13 protein-coding genes are annotated in these 20,337 nt (G+C 62.2%); 11 read left to right on the forward strand and 2 right to left on the reverse strand.

Translation table 11 applies throughout. The features are described 5' to 3' along the window. Positions 1-15: 15 nt before the first annotated feature. The 7 genes from dgcB (at position 16) to BLT00_RS08805 (ending at position 12,585) form a co-directional block, all read left to right on the forward strand. Positions 16-1,965, forward strand: a complete 1,950-nt coding sequence (gene dgcB / locus BLT00_RS08775) for a dimethylglycine demethylation protein DgcB (protein WP_092146301.1) — start codon at positions 16-18, stop codon at positions 1,963-1,965. Then, positions 1,965-3,185, forward strand: coding sequence for an electron transfer flavoprotein subunit alpha (locus BLT00_RS08780; protein ID WP_092146303.1), 1,221 nt, complete (start codon positions 1,965-1,967; stop codon positions 3,183-3,185). The genes dgcB and BLT00_RS08780 overlap by 1 nt, the downstream gene beginning before the upstream one ends. A 13-nt stretch (positions 3,186-3,198) precedes the next feature. Further along, positions 3,199-3,969, forward strand: coding sequence for an electron transfer flavoprotein subunit beta (locus BLT00_RS08785; protein WP_092146305.1), 771 nt, complete (start codon positions 3,199-3,201; stop codon positions 3,967-3,969). A gap of 250 nt (positions 3,970-4,219) precedes the next feature. Continuing rightward, on the forward strand, positions 4,220-4,786 hold the full coding sequence (locus BLT00_RS08790; protein ID WP_072342263.1) for a GNAT family N-acetyltransferase: 567 nt from the start codon (positions 4,220-4,222) through the stop codon (positions 4,784-4,786). Between the two features lie 1,050 nt (positions 4,787-5,836). Beyond that, on the forward strand, positions 5,837-9,289 hold the full coding sequence (locus BLT00_RS08795; RefSeq protein ID WP_092146307.1) for a GMC oxidoreductase: 3,453 nt from the start codon (positions 5,837-5,839) through the stop codon (positions 9,287-9,289). A 155-nt stretch (positions 9,290-9,444) separates the two neighbouring features. Beyond that, the gene (locus BLT00_RS08800; protein WP_092146309.1) at positions 9,445-11,313 is read left to right on the forward strand and encodes a c-type cytochrome; all 1,869 of its coding nucleotides are present in this window, start codon (positions 9,445-9,447) and stop codon (positions 11,311-11,313) included. A gap of 27 nt (positions 11,314-11,340) precedes the next feature. After that, on the forward strand, positions 11,341-12,585 hold the full coding sequence (locus BLT00_RS08805) for a metallophosphoesterase (RefSeq protein ID WP_072342273.1): 1,245 nt from the start codon (positions 11,341-11,343) through the stop codon (positions 12,583-12,585). 129 nt (positions 12,586-12,714) lie between these two features. Here BLT00_RS08805 and gbcA read toward each other — a convergent pair whose 3' ends face one another. Next, entirely contained in the window at positions 12,715-14,010 is a 1,296-nt protein-coding gene (gene gbcA / locus BLT00_RS08810; RefSeq protein ID WP_092146311.1) for a glycine-betaine demethylase subunit GbcA, read from the reverse strand. Positions 14,011-14,293: 283 nt separating this feature from the next. Here gbcA and gbcB point away from each other — a divergent pair, with 283 nt between their 5' ends. Beyond that, positions 14,294-15,394 carry a glycine-betaine demethylase subunit GbcB gene (gene gbcB / locus BLT00_RS08820; protein WP_060743118.1) on the forward strand — a complete coding sequence of 367 codons (1,101 nt, stop codon included), beginning with the start codon at positions 14,294-14,296 and terminating at the stop codon, positions 15,392-15,394. Positions 15,395-15,550: 156 nt separating this feature from the next. On the opposite strand, the gene BLT00_RS08825 is transcribed toward gbcB, so the two are convergent. Next, on the reverse strand, positions 15,551-16,591 hold the full coding sequence (locus BLT00_RS08825) for a threonine aldolase family protein (RefSeq protein WP_063324048.1): 1,041 nt from the start codon (positions 16,589-16,591) through the stop codon (positions 15,551-15,553). A 195-nt stretch (positions 16,592-16,786) separates the two neighbouring features. On the opposite strand from BLT00_RS08825, the gene BLT00_RS08830 reads away from it, so the two are divergent. The 3 genes from BLT00_RS08830 to BLT00_RS08840 all read left to right on the forward strand — a co-directional run bounded on the left by BLT00_RS08830 (position 16,787) and on the right by BLT00_RS08840 (position 20,325). Continuing rightward, positions 16,787-17,491, forward strand: a complete 705-nt coding sequence (locus BLT00_RS08830; protein WP_092146313.1) for a TraX family protein — start codon at positions 16,787-16,789, stop codon at positions 17,489-17,491. Between the two features lie 308 nt (positions 17,492-17,799). Next, on the forward strand, positions 17,800-19,053 hold the full coding sequence (gene glyA, locus BLT00_RS08835; protein ID WP_003206308.1) for a serine hydroxymethyltransferase: 1,254 nt from the start codon (positions 17,800-17,802) through the stop codon (positions 19,051-19,053). Positions 19,054-19,074: 21 nt separating this feature from the next. Further along, positions 19,075-20,325, forward strand: a complete 1,251-nt coding sequence (locus BLT00_RS08840; RefSeq protein WP_003206307.1) for a sarcosine oxidase subunit beta — start codon at positions 19,075-19,077, stop codon at positions 20,323-20,325. Positions 20,326-20,337: the final 12 nt, after the last annotated feature.

Raw genomic sequence — 20,337 nt, forward strand, 5'->3', positions numbered from 1 at the left:
TTGGGAGCAACACCTATGCTGAACACCCTTCTTCCTATCCTGCTGTTCGCAGCCCTGGGCCTCGCGGTCCTCGGCGCCTTGCGGCGGGTGAATATGTGGCGCCGGGGGCGACCGTCCAAGGTCGACCTGATCGGCGGTCTCTTCGCCATGCCCAAGCGCTACATGGTGGACTTGCACCATGTGGTGGCGCGGGACAAATACATTGCCAACACCCACGTGGCCACGGCCGGCGGTGCGGTGGCGTCCGTGGTGCTGGCGATACTGGTGCATGGTTTCGGCCTGCATAACCGCTTCCTCGGCTACGCCTTGCTGTTGATGACGGCCGTCATGTTTGTCGGTGCGATCTTCGTCTATCTGCGTCGGCGCAATCCGCCGGCCCGTTTGTCCAAGGGCCCATGGATGCGCCTGCCGAAAAGCCTGTTGGCCTTCTCGGCATCGTTCTTCCTGGTGACCCTGCCGGTGGCGGAGATCCTGCCGGAGAACTTCGGCGGTTGGCTGGTGGCGGCGGTCCTGGGTGTCGGTGTGCTGTGGGGCGTGTCGGAACTGTTCTTCGGCATGACCTGGGGCGGGCCGATGAAGCACGCCTTCGCCGGTGCCTTGCACCTGGCCTGGCACCGCCGCGCCGAGCGTTTTGGCGGCGGTCGTTCCACCGGGCTCAAGCCGTTGGACCTGAACGACCCAGCGGCACCGCTGGGCGTGGAGAAACCCAAGGATTTCACCTGGAACCAACTGCTGGGTTTCGACGCCTGCGTGCAGTGCGGCAAGTGTGAAGCGGCCTGCCCGGCGTTTGCCGCGGGCCAGCCGCTGAACCCGAAAAAGCTCATCCAGGACATGGTCGTCGGCCTGGCCGGTGGCACCGATGCGAAATTCGCTGGCAGCCCATACCCGGGCAAACCCGTGGGCGAACACGGCGGCAATCCTCATCAGCCGATCGTCAATGGCCTGGTGGACGCCGAGACGCTGTGGTCCTGCACCACCTGCCGGGCCTGCGTCGAGGAATGCCCGATGATGATCGAGCACGTCGATGCCATCGTCGACATGCGTCGTCACCTGACCCTGGAAAAAGGCGCCACGCCAAACAAAGGTGCCGAGGTCCTGGAAAACCTCATCGCTACCGACAACCCAGGTGGCTTTGCCCCGGGCGGGCGGATGAACTGGGCGGCGGACCTGAACCTGAACCTGCTCAGCGAGAAGAAATCCACCGACGTGCTGTTCTGGGTCGGCGACGGTGCCTTTGACATGCGCAACCAGCGCACCCTGCGGGCGTTCGTCAAAGTGCTCAAGGCGGCGAAAGTCGACTTCGCCGTGCTCGGCCTCGAAGAACGCGACAGCGGCGACGTGGCCCGGCGCCTGGGTGATGAGGCGACGTTCCAGCTGTTGGCCAAGCGCAACATCCAGACCCTGGCCAAATACAGCTTCAACCGCATCGTTACCTGTGACCCTCACAGTTTCCACGTACTGAAAAACGAATACGGCGCCTTCGATGGCAACTACCTGGTGCAGCACCACAGCACCTATATGGCGGAAATCATCGACGCCGGCGCCCTGAACCTCGGCCAGCACAAGGGCGACAGCGTGACGTATCACGACCCGTGCTACCTGGGCCGCTACAACGGCGAATACGAGGCGCCGCGCCAGGTGCTGCGCGCGCTGGGTATCGAGGTCAAGGAGATGCAGCGTTCCGGTTTCCGTTCGCGTTGCTGCGGCGGTGGCGGCGGTGCGCCGATCACCGACATCCCGGGCAAGCAGCGGATCCCTGACATGCGCATGGAAGACATCCGCGAAACCGGCGCCGAACTGGTGGCCGTGGGTTGTCCACAGTGCACTGCGATGCTCGAAGGTGTGGTCGAGCCGCGGCCGTTGATCAAGGACATCGCCGAACTGGTGGCCGACGCGCTGCTGGAAGACGCGGCCCCGAGCAAACCGGTGATCCCGGTCAAACGTGAACCCGCGGAGGTGCATTAATGAGCGACATCATCCGCCGCGACCCTCGCGCCGAGTGGATCGCCCGCAACCGCCTGCACCCGCTGCACGCGGCCATGCAACCGGTCCAGCACAGCTGGATGGGCCCCAACGGCGTCATTCGCAAGAATGTCCATGGCATCGGTTTCATCGGTCCCAACGGCATCAAGCGCATCGACCGCAGCGGCGCCCAGCAGGGAGGCGCGAGCAAGCGTACTGCCGCTGTTGAAGTGCAACTGCCGTTGCATCAGGTGCCGCAACCGGCGTTCTACATCAGCGTGGTGCCGGACATGGTCGGGGGCCGCTTGAGCAGCCACGACCGCGATCTGTTGGGCCTGGCCCATCAGCTTGCAGGTACGGACGGTGCAGTGCTGGCGGTGGTCTTCGGCGAGCACAAGGAAAACGCCTTCGCCACGGCCGGTGTCGACCGCTTGCTGGTGCTCGATGGCGAGGAATTCAGCGGTTATGCACCGGAACAACGGGTGCAAGGCCTGCGGGCTGTGGATAACCAGTTCAGCCCACGCCATTGGCTGTTGCCTGACAGCCGCACCGGTGGCGGCGAACTCGGCCGGCGCTTGGCGGCGGCCCTGGGCGAACGCCCGGCCACGCGGGTCTGGCAGGTCAAGGGCAAAGAGTGCATCGGCCGCGCCGGTGCCGGCCTGCAAGACCTGGCCCGGCCATTGGCGCGCTTGATCCTGGCAGCGGCCGAATGCGCTGAACCGGTCAGCGAAACCCGCCACGAAGCCTTGCCGGTGGAGTTATCCACAAGCGTGGCCCGCAGCTTGTCGCGTATCGAAGACCTCGGCGCGGTGGCGGTGGACCCGGGGGCGATCCCGATGGCCGAGGCCGAATTCATTTTCTCCGGCGGCAACGGCGTCAAGGACTGGGCACTGTTCCACCAGACCGCAGCGGCCCTGGGCGCCACCGAGGGTGCTTCGCGGGTGGCGGTGGACGACGGCTTCATGGCCCGCGATCGCCAGGTCGGTGCGTCCGGCACTTGGGTTACGGCGCGGGTCTACGTGGCCGTGGGGATTTCCGGGGCAATCCAGCACCTGCAGGGCATTGGCGCCTGCGACAAGGTGGTGGCGATCAACCTCGACCCGGGCTGCGACATGATCAAACGGGCAGACCTGTCGGTGATCGGTGACAGCGCGGCGATTCTCCAGGCCTTGATCGCGGCGGTAGAGGCTTACCGCAACGAAGCCAAGCGCGATGCGGCTTAAGAAGGATAAGTTGATGAGTACCCAAGTGATCAGCCTCGTGTCCATCGGCGCCCACCCTACTTCCGGGCGCCCCCGGCGCGCTGAACAGGACGCCCGGGCCGTGGAGCTGGGCCTGCAACTGGCCGGCAGCGACCTGCAAGTGCTGCACGCCGGCGACGTGGCCGAACCGGCCCTGCGCGCCTACCTGGGCATGGGCCTGGATGAATTGCACGTACTGGAAAACCCCGTCGGCGCCGACGCCCTGCCGGCCCTGACCGATTACCTGCGTGATGCCGGCGCCCAAGTGGTGCTCACCGGTAGCCAGGCGGAAACCGGTGAAGGTTCGGGCATGCTGCCGTTCCTGCTGGCCGAGAATCTCGGTTGGCCGCTGGTGGTGGGGTTGGCCCAGGTCGAATCCATCGACGGCGGTGTGGCCCTGGTGCTGCAAGCCTTGCCTCGCGGCCAACGGCGTCGCCTGAAAGTGCGCCTGCCATTCCTGGCCACTGTGGATAACGCCGCGCCAAAACCTCGGCAAAGCGCCTACGGCCCGGCCCGGCGCGGGGCGTTGCACGCTGAAGAGGTGGAGGTGATCGACGACACCTTGCTGGCGGTGGCGACCCTGCAACCGGCCAAGCCACGCCCCAAACGCTTGAAAGTGATCAAGGCCAAGAGCGGCGCCGACCGCATGAAAGCCGCCACGGCCAAGGCCAGCGGCGGAGGCGGGCAAGTGCTCAAGGGCGTGAGCCCTGAGGCCGGGGCCGAGGCGATTCTCAAGCTGTTGATTGAGGAAGGGGTTGTTCGCTAAACCCAGGAACACCTGAGTCCCCCTGTGGGAGCAAGCTCGCTCCCACAGGGGGTCATGTGTTTGCCCGCCGTTGCTGTGCGCCTCTGTGGATAACCTGTCCGGCTCCGCCGCAAAGGCCATCCAGGCCTGCGCTCAAAACACCCGCCTGACCTGCTGCAACATCCGGCCATAAAACCACTGGCCTGGCGGGTTGCCGCGTCTCACGCCTGTGGGTAAAAAAGGTCGTTTCATCGCCAATGGAGTCCCCTCAATGGAAGTAGCAATTCGTCCGGCCTTGCCCACGGATACACGCGAGATCGCTCGTTTGTTCCGGATCTCCTCGGAGGGTGCATCGGATTACATCTGGAGCCAGCTGGCGGAGCCAGGCCAGGATCTCCTTGACGTGGGCGCCGCGCGTTATGCCCGGGAAGATGTCGATTTTTCCTACCAGAACTGTCTTGTCGCCGAGGCCAACGGCCAGGTCATTGGCATGATGCACGCTTATGTGACGCGTCATGATCCACAGGCGGCCCCCGTGACAGACCCGGTCCTGGCGCCCTACGCCGACATGGAAATCCCCGACACCCTCTATATCTCCAGCCTGGCCCTCCATGAAGGTTGGCGCAACAAGGGGTTGGGCGTGCGCTTTCTCGAGCGGGCGCAGCAGCGTGCCGATCAGTTGGAGCTCAAGGGCCTGAGCTTGATCGACTATGCCGCGAACACCGGCGCCCGGCGCTTTTACGAGCGCCATGGCTTCAGCATCGTCAAGACCTGTCAGGTTGTCCCGCACCCGATGATTCAGGTGACGGGCGCCGCCTACCTCATGCATCGGCCTTGACCGGCACGGCGCAAACCCTGGCGCGGGGCACAGGTTGGCCCGGTCCCACAGGTAAGTATGGGGTTACCCACAATCCCTGTGCGCGCCTCTGTGGATAACCTGTTCGCCCCTCGCGGTACACCACGCCAATCGGGCCCTCCAGGGCAGTGCTCAAAAAACAGACAGGCTAACCTACGGTTTTTCATGGGTTTTGTGTGTGAATAAGCTCGGGTGCATAACAACACTTGCCCCCAATCTCTGTTGGCGCTTCTGTGGATAAGATGTTCGCTCTACGCTGCAAGCCATACGAACCGGGGGCTTCCGTGGGCTGGTCATAAAATGATCAAACAGCCCTTTTTATCAGGAAAACCTCCGTGAAACCGCGATTTACAAGCCGTCAGAAGGGTTTTCCACAGAATCGTCAAAACTACCCCCAAACACTGTTGGCGCTTCTGTGGATAAGGTGTTCGCTTACCGCCACACGCCTTGCCAGGCATGGCTTACAGGTATTTGATCAAAAAACAACCGATGGGCCGGTAAAACCGTCATTGTTCATAAGTCACGGTTTTTATTCACTTTGTCGGTGGAAAAATGCCGGACATACACGTACTTGTCCCCATTTGCTGTGGGTGGTCATGTGGATAACTTGTTCGCCAAACGCTGCAAGCCACGGCGGGCATAGCGCAAATCGTGATAGATCAAATTTCATACAGTTCTAAGTCATACCCTTGACGAGGGTCTGTGGGCTGTCTTCACTCCATGGCACAAGGACATCGCTCATTTATCCACATCAGGTTCAGGGAGAACACATGATGGATAGCCAAACCCCTCGCTCGTATTCATTTTCTCCTGCGACGTGCGTCCCGACGCGTCCCACCTCGTTGCCCAAACGGCCCGCTCGCCGCGCCGTCAATCTGCGTGCGCGGCTATAGCGCCCCAGCAGGTTCCCGCGTTTCCCCGTAACACCGCTGACTGCCGCTCGAACCCGTACGGGATAGTGGCCAGGCGTTCGTGCGCCTGTCGATTTGCAGGCAACCGCAGAGTTGCCCCTTCTGCCTTGAGGACTTGAACATGACACGGATCTCGACCCCCATCAGTGATATCCAGGAGCACTACGACGTCATCGTCATCGGTTCCGGCTACGGTGGCGGCATTGCTGCCTCGCGCCTGTCCCGGGCCGGGCGCAAGGTGTGCCTGCTGGAGCGTGGCCGGGAGATCCAGCCCGGCGAATACCCCAACACCTTGCTCGCGGCCACCGAGGAACTGCAGGTCCATGACCCGGACGGGCATATCGGCTCGCGCACCGGGCTGTTCGACCTCCACGTCAACGCCCAGCAGAACGTGGTGGTCGGTTGCGGCCTGGGTGGCACGTCGTTGATCAATGCCAACGTTGCGCTGGAGCCGGAGCCTGGCGTGTTCGACGATCCGCGTTGGCCGCTGGCGATCCGTGAGCACCGCGACACGCTGCTCAAGGACGGCTACGCACGGGCCCGGGAGATGCTCAAACCCAACGCCTATCCGGCGTCGGAGCCAAACCTGCCCAAGCTCGATGCCCACAAGAAGTCCGCCGATTACCTCAAGCAAGGCGCGCATTTCTACAAGCCGCCGATCAACGTGACTTTCGACAAGTTGCCCAACAACCTCAATCACGTCGGCGTCGAACAACTGCCGTGCAATGGTTGTGGCGATTGCGTTTCGGGCTGTAACAACAAGGCCAAGAACACCACGCTGATGAACTACCTGCCGGATGCCTGGAACCACGGCGCGGAGATTTTCTGCCAGGCCGAGGTGCGGCACCTGGAGCGCGACGGCGATGGCTGGATCGTGCACTTCCAATACCTGGACAGCGGTCGCGAGATGTTCTCGGCGCCGACCCTGTTCGTGCGTGCCGACATCGTGGTGGTGTCCGCCGGCACCCTGGGTTCCACCGAAATCATGTTGCGCTCGCGGGACAAGGGCCTGTCCATGTCCGACCAACTGGGCGAGCACATGAGCGGCAACGGCGACATCCTCGGCTTCGGCCACAACTGCGACCAGACCATCAACGGTATTGGTTTCGGCGCCCATTCGGCCAAGGAACTGGAGCCGGTGGGGCCGTGCATCACCTCGGTCATCGACATGCGCACCGAGGGTGACTGGCGCAGCCGCATGGTCATCGAGGAAGGTTCGATTCCCGGCGCCCTCGGTCGGGCCATGGTGCCGAGCATGGCGGCGTTTGCCGGGATGATAGGCGTGCCCACCGACACCGGCTTCGGCGCCAGCCTCAAGTACAAGGGGCGCGAAGCCGAGAGCTTTTTGCGCGGTCCCTACTACGGTGCGCTGCATAACATGCAGACCTACTTGATCATGAGCCATGACAACGCCAAGGGCCGTATGCTGCTCGACAACAAGGACCAGTTACGCATCGACTGGCCCGGCGTCGGTGAACAGGAGAACGTCACCCTCGGCAACGAGCGGCTGCACCAGAGCACCAAGGCCCTGGGCGGGATCTGGGTCGAGAACCCGATCTGGACCAAGCTGCTCAAGCACAGCATCGTCTCGGTCCATCCTCTGGGCGGTTGCGTGATGGGCGAGGATGCGACCCAAGGCGTGGTCAACCACAAGGGCCAGGTGTTCAGTGGCGCCAGTGGCACGGATGTCTACCCGGGCCTGTACGTGACCGACGGTGCGGTGATCCCGACGTCCCTGGCGGTCAACCCGCTGCTGACCATCTCGGCCGTGAGCGAGCGCAACATGGGGTTGCTGGCGGCCGACCGTGGCTGGATCATTGACTACACGCTGCCCTCGGCCCCGCGCAAGCCGGTGGCCGCGCCGACCCTCGGCGTGCAGTTCACCGAAACCATGAAGGGCTACTTTTCCACAGCCTTCATCCAACCCCAGGGCACCGATCTGAGCCTGTACGAAGCAGCGGCCAAGCGGGGTAGGGCCGACAACTCGTCCATCGAATTCACCCTGACCATCACCGCCGCCGACCTCAACCGCCTGATCAAGGAGCCGGAACACGCCGCGACCCTGGTGGGCACTCTCGATGCACCGCTGCTCTCACCGCAACCGCTGGTGGCCAGCAATGGGGTGTTCAACCTGTTCGAGCAGTACCAGGAACAGGTTGGCGTACGGCACATGAACTACGACATGAAGCTGACCGCCGAGGACGGCAACGATTACTACTTCAGCGCCTTCAAGACCGTGCCCGAGGACAACGGCGTGCTGAACATCTGGCACGACACCAGCACCTTGTACGTCACGCTCTATCGCGGACCGGACAAGACCGGTGCGGTGATCGGCTCCGGGGTGATGCACATTCTGCCGGCCGACTTCGCCAAGCAAATGACCACCATGAAAGTGCTCAACGCCCGCAATGAACGTGAGCGCGTGGAGGCATTGGCGCGATTCGGCAAGTTCTTTGCCGGCATCTTGTGGGAGAGCTACGGCGGTGTCTTCGCCGGCGACGTCTACTTCAACCCGGACGCGCCGCCCCGGTTGAAACGGCCGTTGGATGCGCCGCCACCGATGGTGCATTTCTTCCAGACCGAAGACAACGTCGAGCTGCGCCTGACCCGTTACCAAGCCGGCACCAAAGGCCCGGTGATGTTGGTTCATGGCCTTGGCGTGGGCTCGAATATTTTCTCCACTGACACCATTCACACCAACCTGCTGGAATACCTCTGCAAGCACGAATACGACGTCTGGCTGTTGGATTTGCGGGTGAGCATCCTGCTGCCGGCCAGCAAGCACGAATGGAACGGCGACCAGGTAGCCCAGTACGATTTCAAGGCCGCCATCGAGCAGATCCAGCAAGCGACCCTGGCCCGTGACGTGCAGTGCGTGGTGCATTGCTACGGCGCGACGACGTTCTTCATGTCGATGCTGGCGGGTTTGCAGGGCGTGCGTTCGGTGGTCTGTTCGCAGATCGCCGCCGACACGGTGGTGGCCACCGCCACCGGTCTGAAAGCCGGTTTGCATTTGCCGGGGATGCTCGATGCCATCGGCATCAAGTCCCTCACGGCCTACGCCGACACCAAGGAAAGCTGGTTCAACAAACTCTACGACAAGGCCCTTAACGGCTATGCCCGGATCGAGGCCCAGGGCTATTGCACCAACCCCGTCTGCCATCGCATCACGTTCATGTATGCGTCGCTGTACCGCCACGACACCCTCAACGAAACCCTGCACGACAACCTGCACGAGTTGTTCGGCGAGTCGAACATCCAGACCTTCGAGCACCTGGCGTTGATCGTGCGCAAGGGGCACCTGGTGGACTTCAAGGGCAACGACGTCTACATGCCGCATTTCGATCGGTTGAAATTGCCGATCTGCTTCATCAGCGGCGCCGACAACCAGTGCTACCTGCCGCAGAGCACCCTCAAGACCTATGAGCGATTGTGCGAGATGCACGGCCCGCAGTTGTTCAGTCGTCACGAGGTGCCGGGCTACGGCCACATCGATTGCATGTTCGGCAAGGATGCGGTGGTGGATGTGTATCCGATCATTCTTGAGCACCTGGAGAAGACCGCCCTCGGCTAGGAGAACAACTAACCCGTGGCGAGGGAGCTTGCTCCCGCTCGGCTGCGAAGCAGTCGTCGCTTCTGAAATCTGGGGGCCGCTGCGCGACCCAGCGGGAGCAAGCTCCCTCGCCACAAAAGCTTTGCTCTGGGCCAAGAATAAGGAAAAAGGATGCCATGAACGCTTACATCCGCTGGTTCCAACGCGTCATCTGGGTGGGCATTGTGATGAACATGGTCTTCGCGATCCCGGCGCTGTTCGCGCCGGCGTTGCTGACGTCCATGCTCGGCTTGCCGCCCGTGTTGTCCGATCCTTGGCTGGAAAACACCGGCATGTTGCTGGTGGGGATCAGCTTGTTCTACATGCCCTCGGGGTTCAACGCGCCGCGTTTCGTCGTGCATTCGTGGTTGTGCGTGCTGTCGCGGTTGGTGGCGGTGGTGTTCTGGATCTACTTGATCAACACCAACAACCAGGGCCAGTTGTTCGTGCCGATGTTGATGGGCGACCTGGGCATGTTCCTGGTCCTGGGTGTGCTGCTGTACCTGGGCAGCCCGCTGGTCAATCGACCACTGGCCTTGCTCTGTGCTGGTTGGCGAGAGTGGCGCGCCGGTTGGGCGCGGCGCTGGCAGAGCCACGCTTTCAAGGTTGGCACGTTGGTGGTGGTATTGCTGCTGGGCTTCATCGGCTACCAGACCTGGTACCAGATGATCCGCGAAGTGCCGCAGCCAGACTTCGCCTCCGATGAAGACCATTACAAATACGCCGCCATCGGCCTGGGCATCGAGGCGCGGATTCCCTACTACCTGTTCGCCGTGCTGCCGCAGATGTGCCCGGAGAAACTGCCCAAGCCGGGCGGTTACGAGGTGTTCGGCTTCCTCTACGAAAACGGCAACGACCTGCCCATCGGCATGGCCAAGCGGCAGCTCGGCTACCCCACGGTGGAGCCGAACTGCGCCCTGTGTCACACCGGTTCCTACCGGGCCAACGCCAGCGACGTCGCCGTTCCGGTCGCCAGCGCACCGGCCAATACCCTGCAACTGCAAGCCTTCCAGTGGTTTGCCTACGATTGCGCCAGCGATCCGAAATTCACCCCGGATGCGGTCATGGCGGCGATCAACGGCAAGTTCCAACTGGGCTTTTTCGAGAGGCTGTACAACCGTTACCTGATCATCCCGATGGCCAAGAGTGCGCTGCTCAAGCAGAAGCAGGCCTACGCCTGGCAGAAGCTGCGTCCGGCCCAGGGGCCAGGGCGGACCGACACCTTCAACCCGACCAAAATGGTGGTGTTCGGCTTCCCGGATGACTCCACCATCGGCACCGTGGACCTGCCGCAGGTCTGGAACCAGAAACCCCGCGAATCCCTGTATCTGCACTGGGATGGCAATAACAACAACATCCATGAGCGCAATTACGCCGCGGCCATGGCCGTGGGCGCGACACCGCAATCGGTGCTGCCGCCGAGTTTCAACCGGGTGACCAATTGGTTGCTGGGGCACAAGGCGCCCACCTGGCCGTTCGCCCTGGACCAGGCGAAAGTCGCCCAGGGCAAACCGATCTGGGAGAAAAACTGCGCCGGTTGCCACGACTTCGGCCGCACCGACACGGGCCAGGTTACTACCAACATCGACCAGTTGGGCACTGATCCCCACCGACTCAATTCTTTCACCGAAGGGTTGGTGACGGCGTTCCACGGCTTCAAGAAACCGCCGTTCGACTTCAACGCCTACCGCAAGACCCAGAGCTACAGCAACACCCCCACCGACGGCATCTGGCTGCGCGCGCCGTACCTGCACAATGGTTCGGTGCCGACCCTGTGGGATTTGCTGCAACCGCCGCAGCAGCGTCCGCAGGTGTTCTACACCGGCTCCGACATCTACGACCAAGAGAAGGTCGGTTTCATCACCAGCGGCGCGCAGATGAAGGCGTCGGCGGATTTCAAATACGACACCCGTCTGGAAGGCAACCACAACGGCGGCCATCTGTATGGCACGCAGCTGTCGGATGTCGATAAACGGGCCCTGATCGAATTCATGAAGACCCTGTAGCCCAGGGCATTGCGAAGGAGCGTTCACATGTCATTACTGCACCATTGGGAGCATGAGTTCGACAAGGTCAAGGTCCGCCTGCACGGGTTGGTCACGCGGTTGGAAATGTCTTGGAAAAAACTCGTCAACGACCTGGAACCCGAGGAGTTCCAGGCCATCGTCAAGCTGCTGCAGCGAGGTCACGACCAGGCCCGGCATGTCATCGAGCATGGCGACCTGCCGGACGACGAACCGGCCGTGCCATGGGAGTTGTCCCACGGCTTGTCGATCCTCAAGATCGGCAACCCCACGCCGTTGCCGCAAAGCGAGGACGAGCTACCGACTCGGGTACTCAAGGACGGCACCTTGCTCGGCTGCCGCAAATGGGAACTGCTGGACCTGTTGTGGAGCGAGGCGCTGCTCAAGTGGATCGAGAACCTGCGCCACCACGCGCCGTTCGCCACCAACCCGGCGCTGGTGAAAATGGACAGCGATGTGGTGCTGGCCATCGCCGGCGACTGGGGCACCGGGCCGTTCGACAGTCACGCCCCGGCGGTGGCGGTGGCTAACCAGATGCAACTGGCCCTGGCCGATTTCACCATCCACCTGGGTGACGTGTATTACGCCGGCACCCATTCCCAGGAAGACGTCGACATGGTCGGCTGGCCCCAGGGCAAGCATGGCGCGTTCACCCTCAATTCCAACCATGAGATGTACAGCGGTGCCCACGGCTATTTCAAGGAATTGTCCAAGCGTTTCCCGGTGCAGCAAGGCACCAGTTACTTTGCCTTGTACAACGATGACTGGCTGGTGGTTGGCCTCGACAGCGCCTACGCCTCGGACGCCATGAACCTGTACATGGACGGTACCCTCAACACCCAGCAGATCGAATGGATGAAGACCCTGCCCAAGCGCAAGAAACTCATGGTGCTCAGTCATCACCAGGGTTTTGATATTTCCGGGCACCACAAGACGGCGCTTTACCAACCGGTATGCGATGCCTTGGGGCGCGAGCCGGATTATTGGTATTGGGGGCATTTGCACAACGGTATCTGCTACGCGCCCCAAGGCGGATTGCATGCGCGCTGCGTCGGGCACGGAGCGATCCCCTATGGCACCACCAGCGAATTGAACGGGCATGCCGGGGTGTTGTGGTCGGAGACTCAATTGGCGGGTGACGAGGCGTATCCGCAGCGGGTGTTGAACGGGTATGTGAAGGTGCGGCTGAAGGGGGAGGAGATTGTCGAGACGTTTTATGGGGAGGATGGCAGTGTGCGGTGGTCTTCTCACTGATGATCATTCCCACGCTCTGCGTGGGAATGCAGCCCAGGACGCTCTGCGTCCCGAAAGCCGAACGCGGAGCGTCCGTTGAGGCATTCCCACGCGGAGCGTGGGAACGATCTCCAACCGAAGCGCCTGGTTTTAGCCCTGGACCGGAACGCCCTTGAGGTATGGCGCTGGCTCGGCCCCGAGGTTGTTGAGCATGCGCTCGCTGTACCAATCCACGAAGTTCACCACGCCGAACTCATAAGTCTTGGAGTACGGGCCTGGTTGGTAGGCGGTGGAGTTGATGCCGCGCTGGTTTTCTTCGGCCAGGCGACGGTCCTGGTCGTTGGTGGCGTCCCAGACCTGGCGCATGCGCGCCACGTCGTAGTCCACGCCTTCGACCGCGTCCTTGTGCACCAGCCACTTGGTGGTGACCATGGTTTCCTGGGCGCTGATCGGCCACACGGTGAACACGATGATGTGGTCGCCCATGCAGTGGTTCCACGAATGCGGCAGGTGCAGGATGCGCATCGAGCCCAGGTCCGGGTTCTTGATGCGGCCCATCAGCTTGGCGCAGCCTTGCTTGCCGTCCATGGTCATCGACACGGTGCCCTTGAGCAGCGGCATGCGCACGATGCGATTGCGCAGGCCGAAACTGGCGTGGGCGTAAGGGATCTTCTCGGCTTCCCACGCGGCGGCGGAGGCGGCCACGTGGTCCTTGAACGCCTGGTCGGCGCGCGGGTCGGTGACGTCGTCCCATTCCAGCAGGGTCTTGAGCAGTTCCGGGTGCGCGCCGCCGCAGTGGTAGCACTCGCGGTTGTTTTCCAGTACCAGCTTCCAGTTGGCTTTTTCCATCAAGGTGGTTTGCACCGCCACCTTGGTGTTTTCCATGTCGTAGGGTTCCATGTAATGGGCCAGGGTCGCCAGGAAGTCATCGATGGCCGGCGGGTTCTCCGCCAGGCTGATGAAGATGTAGCCACCGGCGGTCTTCACGTTCACGGGTTTCAAGCCGTACTGCTTCATGTCGAAGTCGGCGCCCATTTCGGTGCCGGCGAACAGCAGGCGACCGTCGAGTTCGTAGGTCCACTGGTGATAATGGCAAACCAGTTTGGCGACCTTGCCCTTGTCACTGGTGCACAACCGCGAACCACGGTGACGGCAGACGTTATGGAACGCGTGCACCACACCGTCGGCGCCGCGGATCACGATGATCGGGTTCTTGCCGACTTGCAGGGTCAGGTAGTTACCCTTGGTCGGGATTTCGCAGGTCATGCCGGCGATCAACCATTCCTTCTGGAAGATTTCCTGCATGTCGATATCGAACAGGCGCTCATCGCTGTAGAACGGCTGAGGCAGCGAGAACGTGCGCTCGCGTTCCTGTAGCATCTGTGCGGTGGCCTTGCGTGCGGGTTCCAGCGGATCGCCCAGGCTCAGGGTAGTGGTGACGTCCATCGTTTTATCCTCATGGCCCTCTACGTGACCATCAAAAAGTGGCTGATCGGTTGTGCTACGCAAGGCAGAAAATTGTGTTTGTCTGTTGGAGCGAGTGTGGGGCCGCGCAGGGGCCGAACCTTATCCATGGGCGACATGGCCCAATCTGTTCCCGACGCGCAAGCCCCGGTAGTTAAGGGCTGGTCGCGATAAGTATGTGAATGTCGCAGATAGGTAAATGGCCGTTCAGGCGCCTGCGCACAATCGCCAACATGAAGGCCGGCAGTCGGCCGTGGAGATCAGCATGTCCAATAACTTCCTGAACCCGGTCACGACCCAGACCTGGGCCAATGGCCGACATATCGTACGTTGCGTCAAAGTCATCCAGGAAACCTGGGATGTGCGCACGTTCTGCTTCATGGCCGACCAGCCAATCATGTTCTTTTTCAAGCCGGGGCAGTTTGTCACCCTGGAGCTGGAAATCGAAGGCCAGCCGATCATGCGCTCCTACACCATCTCCAGTTCGCCGTCGGTGCCCTACAGTTTTTCGGTGACCATCAAGCGCGTGCCGGGGGGCAAGGTTTCCAACTGGCTGCACGACACCCTGCATGAAGGCCAGGAGCTGGCGGTGCACGGGCCGGTGGGGTTGTTCAACGCCATCGATTTCCCGAGCCCGAAAGTCCTGTACCTGAGCGGTGGCGTGGGGATCACACCGTGCATGTCCATGGCGCGCTGGTTCTACGACACCAACGCCAATGTCGACATGACCTTTATCCACAGCGCCCGCTCGCCCAAGGACATCATCTACCACCGCGAGCTGGAACACATGGCGTCGCGGATCGACAACTTCAGCTTGCACCTGATCTGCGAAAAACATGGCCTGGGCGAGCCTTGGGCCGGGTATCGCGGTTATCTGAACCACAAGATGCTGGAATTGATGGTGCCCGACTTCCTCGAGCGCGAAGTGTTCTGTTGCGGCCCGACCCCGTACATGACCGCGGTCAAGCGCCTGCTGGAAGCGGCTGGCTACGACATGAAGCGTTATCACGAGGAATCCTTCGGCGCTACACCACCGGAAGCCCGCGCCGACGCCGTGGAGCAGGCCGAACAGGCTGCCGACGCGCCGGAAGTCGATGCGGCGGACCTGCACCTGGTGGAGTTCACCTCCTCTGGCAAGAGCATTCGCGTGGGCCCGGGCGAAACCGTGCACGCTGCGGCTGCCAAGCTCGGCATGATGATCCCCAAGGCCTGCGGCATGGGCATCTGCGGCACCTGCAAGGTGTTGAAGCTGGGCGGGGAAGTGGAGATGGATCACAACGGCGGGATCACCGAGGACGACGAGGCCGAGGGCTACATCCTGTCGTGCTGCAGCGTGCCGAAGGGGGATGTGCGGATCGAGTTCTGATCCTGCAGTGAGCCCCCTGTGGCGAGGGAGCTTGCTCCCGCTCGGCTGCGTAGCAGTCGTCGCTTTTGAAATCTTGGGGCCGCTGCGCGACCCAGCGGGAGCAAGCTCCCTCGCCACCAAAAGCGTCCCAAAGCCACCCGGGCTTTGGGAGTCGCCTTAAAGGCTCATCACTTCCCGAATATCCGCCGCCAATTCCCTTACCCGCGCTTCTTCGGTATCCCACGAGCACATGAACCGCGCGCCGCCCTTGCCGATGAAGGTGTAGAAGCGCCAGCCGCGAGCGGTCAGCGCGGCGATGGCCGGTTCCGAGAGTTGCAGGAACACGCCATTGGCCTGGACCGGGAACATCAGTTCCACGCCGGGAATGTCGCTGACCAGCTCTGCCAGCAATTGGGCGCAGTGGTTGGCGTGGCGGGCGTGCTTGAGCCAGGCCTGGTTTTGCAGCAAACCGACCCAGGGCGCGGAGAGGAAACGCATCTTCGAAGCCAGTTGCCCAGCCTGTTTGCAGCGGTAGTCGAAGTCCACGGCCAGGTCGTGATTGAAGAACAGGATCGCTTCACCCACCGCCATGCCGTTTTTCGTACCGCCAAAGCACAACACGTCCACACCGGCCTTCCAGGTCAGGTCGGCCGGGGAGCAGCCGAGGAAGGCGCAGGCGTTGGAAAAGCGCGCGCCGTCCATGTGCAGGTTCAGCCCCAGTTCCTTGCAGGTGATGCTGATGGCGCGGATTTCTTCCGGGGTGTAGACACTGCCGACTTCCGTGGCCTGGGTCAGGGTCACGACCCGGGGCTTGGGGTAGTGGATGTCCTGGCGCTTGAGGGCGATCTCGCGGATCGACTCGGGGGTCAGCTTGCCGTTTTCAGTGCGCGCGACCAACAGTTTGGAACCGTTGGAGAAGAACTCTGGCGCGCCACATTCGTCGGTTTCGACGTGGGCGGTTTCCGAGCAGATCACGCTGTGGTAACTCTGGCACAGCGACGACAGCGCCAGGGAGTTGGCCGCCGTGCCGTTGAACGCGAAGAACACTTCGCAGTCGGTTTCGAACAAGGCCCGGAAATCATCCGCCGCGCGATGGGTCCACTCGTCGTCACCGTAGGCGCGCTGGTGGCCCTGGTTGGCTTCTTCCATGGCGGCCCAGGCTTCGGGGCAAATGCCGGAATAGTTGTCGCTGGCAAACTGTTGACTCTTGTCGGTCATGGCCTTGCTCCTTGAATAGAGAGTCCTGGGTAAAGAGATCCCTGGCGGAATGCCTGGATGGGGCGTTCCATGGTTCGGCGTGTTTGGGTCCACAGCGCCGTGGTCGATACTGGTGCGCACTTTACCCAAGATTAGCGGGGGAACACACCGGATGTTGCTGTCAGAAAGTCACAAGGTCTTCGGGCCGCTATACACATGAGCCGACGTGACGGCGCCCTGGACCTGCTCAAGTGGCTGGCTCTTTTGTCGATGGTCCTCGATCATCTGCGATATGTCGGTTTTTCCGTCGATTGGTTGTATGTGCCAGGACGGTTGGCGTTCCCGTGGTTCTGCCTGGCGATGGCGGCGAACCTGGGGCGCGGTGGAACCCACGTCGCTCCATGGCGTTACCTGGGCTGGTTGCTGCTATTCAGTGCCGTCAGTGAAATCCCTTACCGCTTGTTCATTCCCGACCCCACCACCCTGAATGTGATGCCAACCCTGGTGTTGGGGTTGTTGGTGGCGCGCTGCTGGCAGACGCCCACCCTGGAGGCGCGGTGCCTGGCCGCGATGGCGTTGCTATTGGCGGCGCTGTTTTCGTCGCGGCTGATGTTCGGGTTCTTCGGTGTGCTGCTGCCGCTGGCCGCGCTACTGGTGTTGCGCCGGCCCTGGTATTTCGCGGCTTTGCCAGGGGTAGTCTGCGTGGCGGCCAATCAATGGCGAGTGTTGTATGGCGCGGCGTGGCTGGGGGATGCGGTGGCGCTCTGGGGGTTGTTGGCTTGCCTGATCGCGCCAGGGCTTGGGTGGGTGGTTTTGCGACAGGCCGGTCGTTTTCATCCTCCAGCGATGCGGCGTTGGGCGTATGGCCTTTATCCGGCGCATTTTCTGGTGTTGCTCGTGGTTCGCCAGATCGCCGCGTAACCCCTTGTGGCGAGGGAGCTTGCTCCCGCTGGGCTGCGAAGCAGCCCCAAGGCCTGAGAATACGATTTGTCAGGTCCACCGCGTTTGCCGGTTTTGCGACTGCTTCGCAGTCGAGCGGGAGCAAGCTCCCTCGCCACAGGGGCGGTGTTCCATTCCATTTGAGTGCATGTCGTAAACGCACCTTTGCGTGGCGTCCATAGGCATTTGACATGCCTGCGCCAGCCATACCATCGCATCCAAAGGGCACGACCGAACGGTCCGTGCCTCACCGAGACGAAAGGCGCACCGCCGCCGCTGGGAGAGACGCGATGTTCAGCAAGCAAGACCAAATCCAAGGCTACGATGATGCACTGCTGGCGGCGATGAACGCCGAAGAGCAACGCCAGGAAGATCACATCGAACTGATCGCGTCAGAAAACTACACCAGCAAGCGCGTGATGGAGGCCCAGGGCAGCGGCCTGACCAACAAGTACGCCGAAGGCTATCCAGGCAAGCGCTACTACGGTGGCTGCGAGCACGTCGACAAAGTCGAGGCCTTGGCCATCGAGCGCGCCAAGCAGTTGTTCGGTGCCGATTACGCCAACGTCCAGCCGCACTCCGGTTCTTCGGCCAACAGCGCCGTGTACCTGGCCCTGCTGCAGGCCGGCGACACCATCCTGGGCATGAGCCTGGCCCACGGCGGTCACCTGACCCACGGTGCCAAGGTGTCGTCCTCGGGCAAGCTCTACAACGCGGTGCAATACGGCATCGACACCACCACCGGCCTGATCGACTACGACGAAGTCGAGCGCCTGGCGGTCGAGCACAAGCCGAAAATGATCGTGGCCGGTTTCTCCGCTTACTCCAAGACCCTGGACTTCCCACGTTTCCGCCAGATCGCCGATAAGGTCGGTGCTCTGTTGTTCGTCGACATGGCCCACGTGGCCGGTCTGGTTGCCGCCGGTCTGTACCCTAATCCACTGCCTTACGCCGACGTGGTCACCACCACCACCCACAAGACCCTGCGCGGTCCACGTGGCGGCCTGATCCTGGCCAAGGCCAACGAAGAGATCGAGAAGAAGCTCAACGCCGCGGTATTCCCCGGTGCCCAGGGCGGCCCGTTGATGCACGTGATCGCCGGCAAGGCGGTGTGCTTCAAGGAAGCGGCGGAGCCTGGCTTCAAGGCTTATCAGCAGCAAGTGATCGATAACGCCCAGGCCATGGCTGGCGTGTTCATCAAGCGCGGCTACGATGTAGTGTCCGGTGGTACCGATAACCACCTGTTCCTGGTCAGCCTGATCCGTCAGGGCCTGACTGGCAAGGACGCCGATGCTGCCCTGGGCCGCGCCCACATCACCGTCAACAAGAACGCCGTGCCGAACGACCCGCAATCGCCGTTCGTGACCTCGGGCCTGCGCATCGGCACCCCGGCGGTGACCACCCGTGGTTTCAAGGTGACCCAGTGCGTCACGCTGGCCGGCTGGATCTGCGACATTCTCGACAACCTCGGCGACGCCGATGTCGAGGCCAATGTCGCGCAGCAAGTAGCGGCCCTGTGCGCGGACTTCCCGGTTTATCGCTGAGTCGGTTTTGGAGTAATGACTATGCAACGCTATTCGGGCTTCGGCCTCTTCAAACACTCTCTCAGCCATCACGAAAACTGGCAGCGGATGTGGCGTACGCCGACACCGAAAAAAGTCTACGACGTGGTCATCGTCGGCGGTGGCGGGCATGGCCTGGCGACCGCCTATTACCTGGCCAAGGAACACGGCATCACCAACGTGGCCGTGGTCGAGAAGGGCTGGTTGGGCGGCGGTAACACCGCGCGCAACACCACCATCGTGCGCTCCAACTACCTGTGGGACGAATCGGCCCACCTGTACGAACACGCGATGAAATTGTGGGAAGGCCTGTCCCAGGACCTGAACTACAACGTGATGTTCTCCCAGCGTGGCGTCTACAACCTGTGCCACACCCTGCAGGACATCCGTGATTCCGAGCGCCGGGTCAGCGCCAACCGCCTCAACGGCGTAGACGGCGAGCTGCTCAACGCCAAGCAAGTGGCCGACGAGATCCCCTACCTGGATTGCTCGAAAAACACCCGCTACCCGGTGATGGGCGCCACCGTCCAGCGTCGCGGCGGCGTGGCCCGTCACGATGCCGTGGCCTGGGGCTTTGCCCGGGCGGCGGACGCGTTGGGCGTGGACCTGATCCAGCAGACCGAAGTGATCGGTTTCCGCAAGGAAAATGGCGTGTGCATCGGCGTGGAAACCAACAAGGGCTTCATCGGCGCCAAGCGCGTCGGCGTGGTGACCGCTGGTAACTCCGGGCACATGGCCAAGCTCGCCGGCTTCCGCCTGCCGATCGAGTCCCACCCGCTGCAAGCGCTGGTGTCGGAACCGATCAAGCCAATCATCGACAGCGTGATCATGTCCAACGCCGTGCACGGCTACATCAGCCAGTCCGACAAGGGCGACCTGGTGATCGGCGCCGGTATCGACGGCTACAACGGCTACGGCCAGCGTGGTTCGTACCCGGTGATCGAACACACCATCCAGGCCATCGTCGAAATGTTCCCGGTGCTCTCGCGGGTGCGCATGAACCGTCAGTGGGGTGGCATCGTCGACACCACGCCGGACGCCTGCCCGATCATTTCCAAGACCCCGGTGCCGAACATGTTCTTCAACTGCGGTTGGGGCACCGGCGGCTTCAAGGCCACCCCGGGCTCGGGCAACGTCTTCGCTGCAAGCCTGGCCAAGGGTGAAATGCACCCACTTGCCGCGCCGTTTTCCATCGACCGTTTCCACAACGGCGCACTGATCGACGAACACGGCGCTGCTGCCGTCGCCCACTAACAGGAGAAATCC

Origin of the sequence: Pseudomonas sp. NFACC51 (assembly GCF_900103575.1) — a bacterium.
Classification (GTDB): Bacteria; Pseudomonadota; Gammaproteobacteria; order Pseudomonadales; family Pseudomonadaceae; genus Aquipseudomonas; species Aquipseudomonas fluorescens_Q.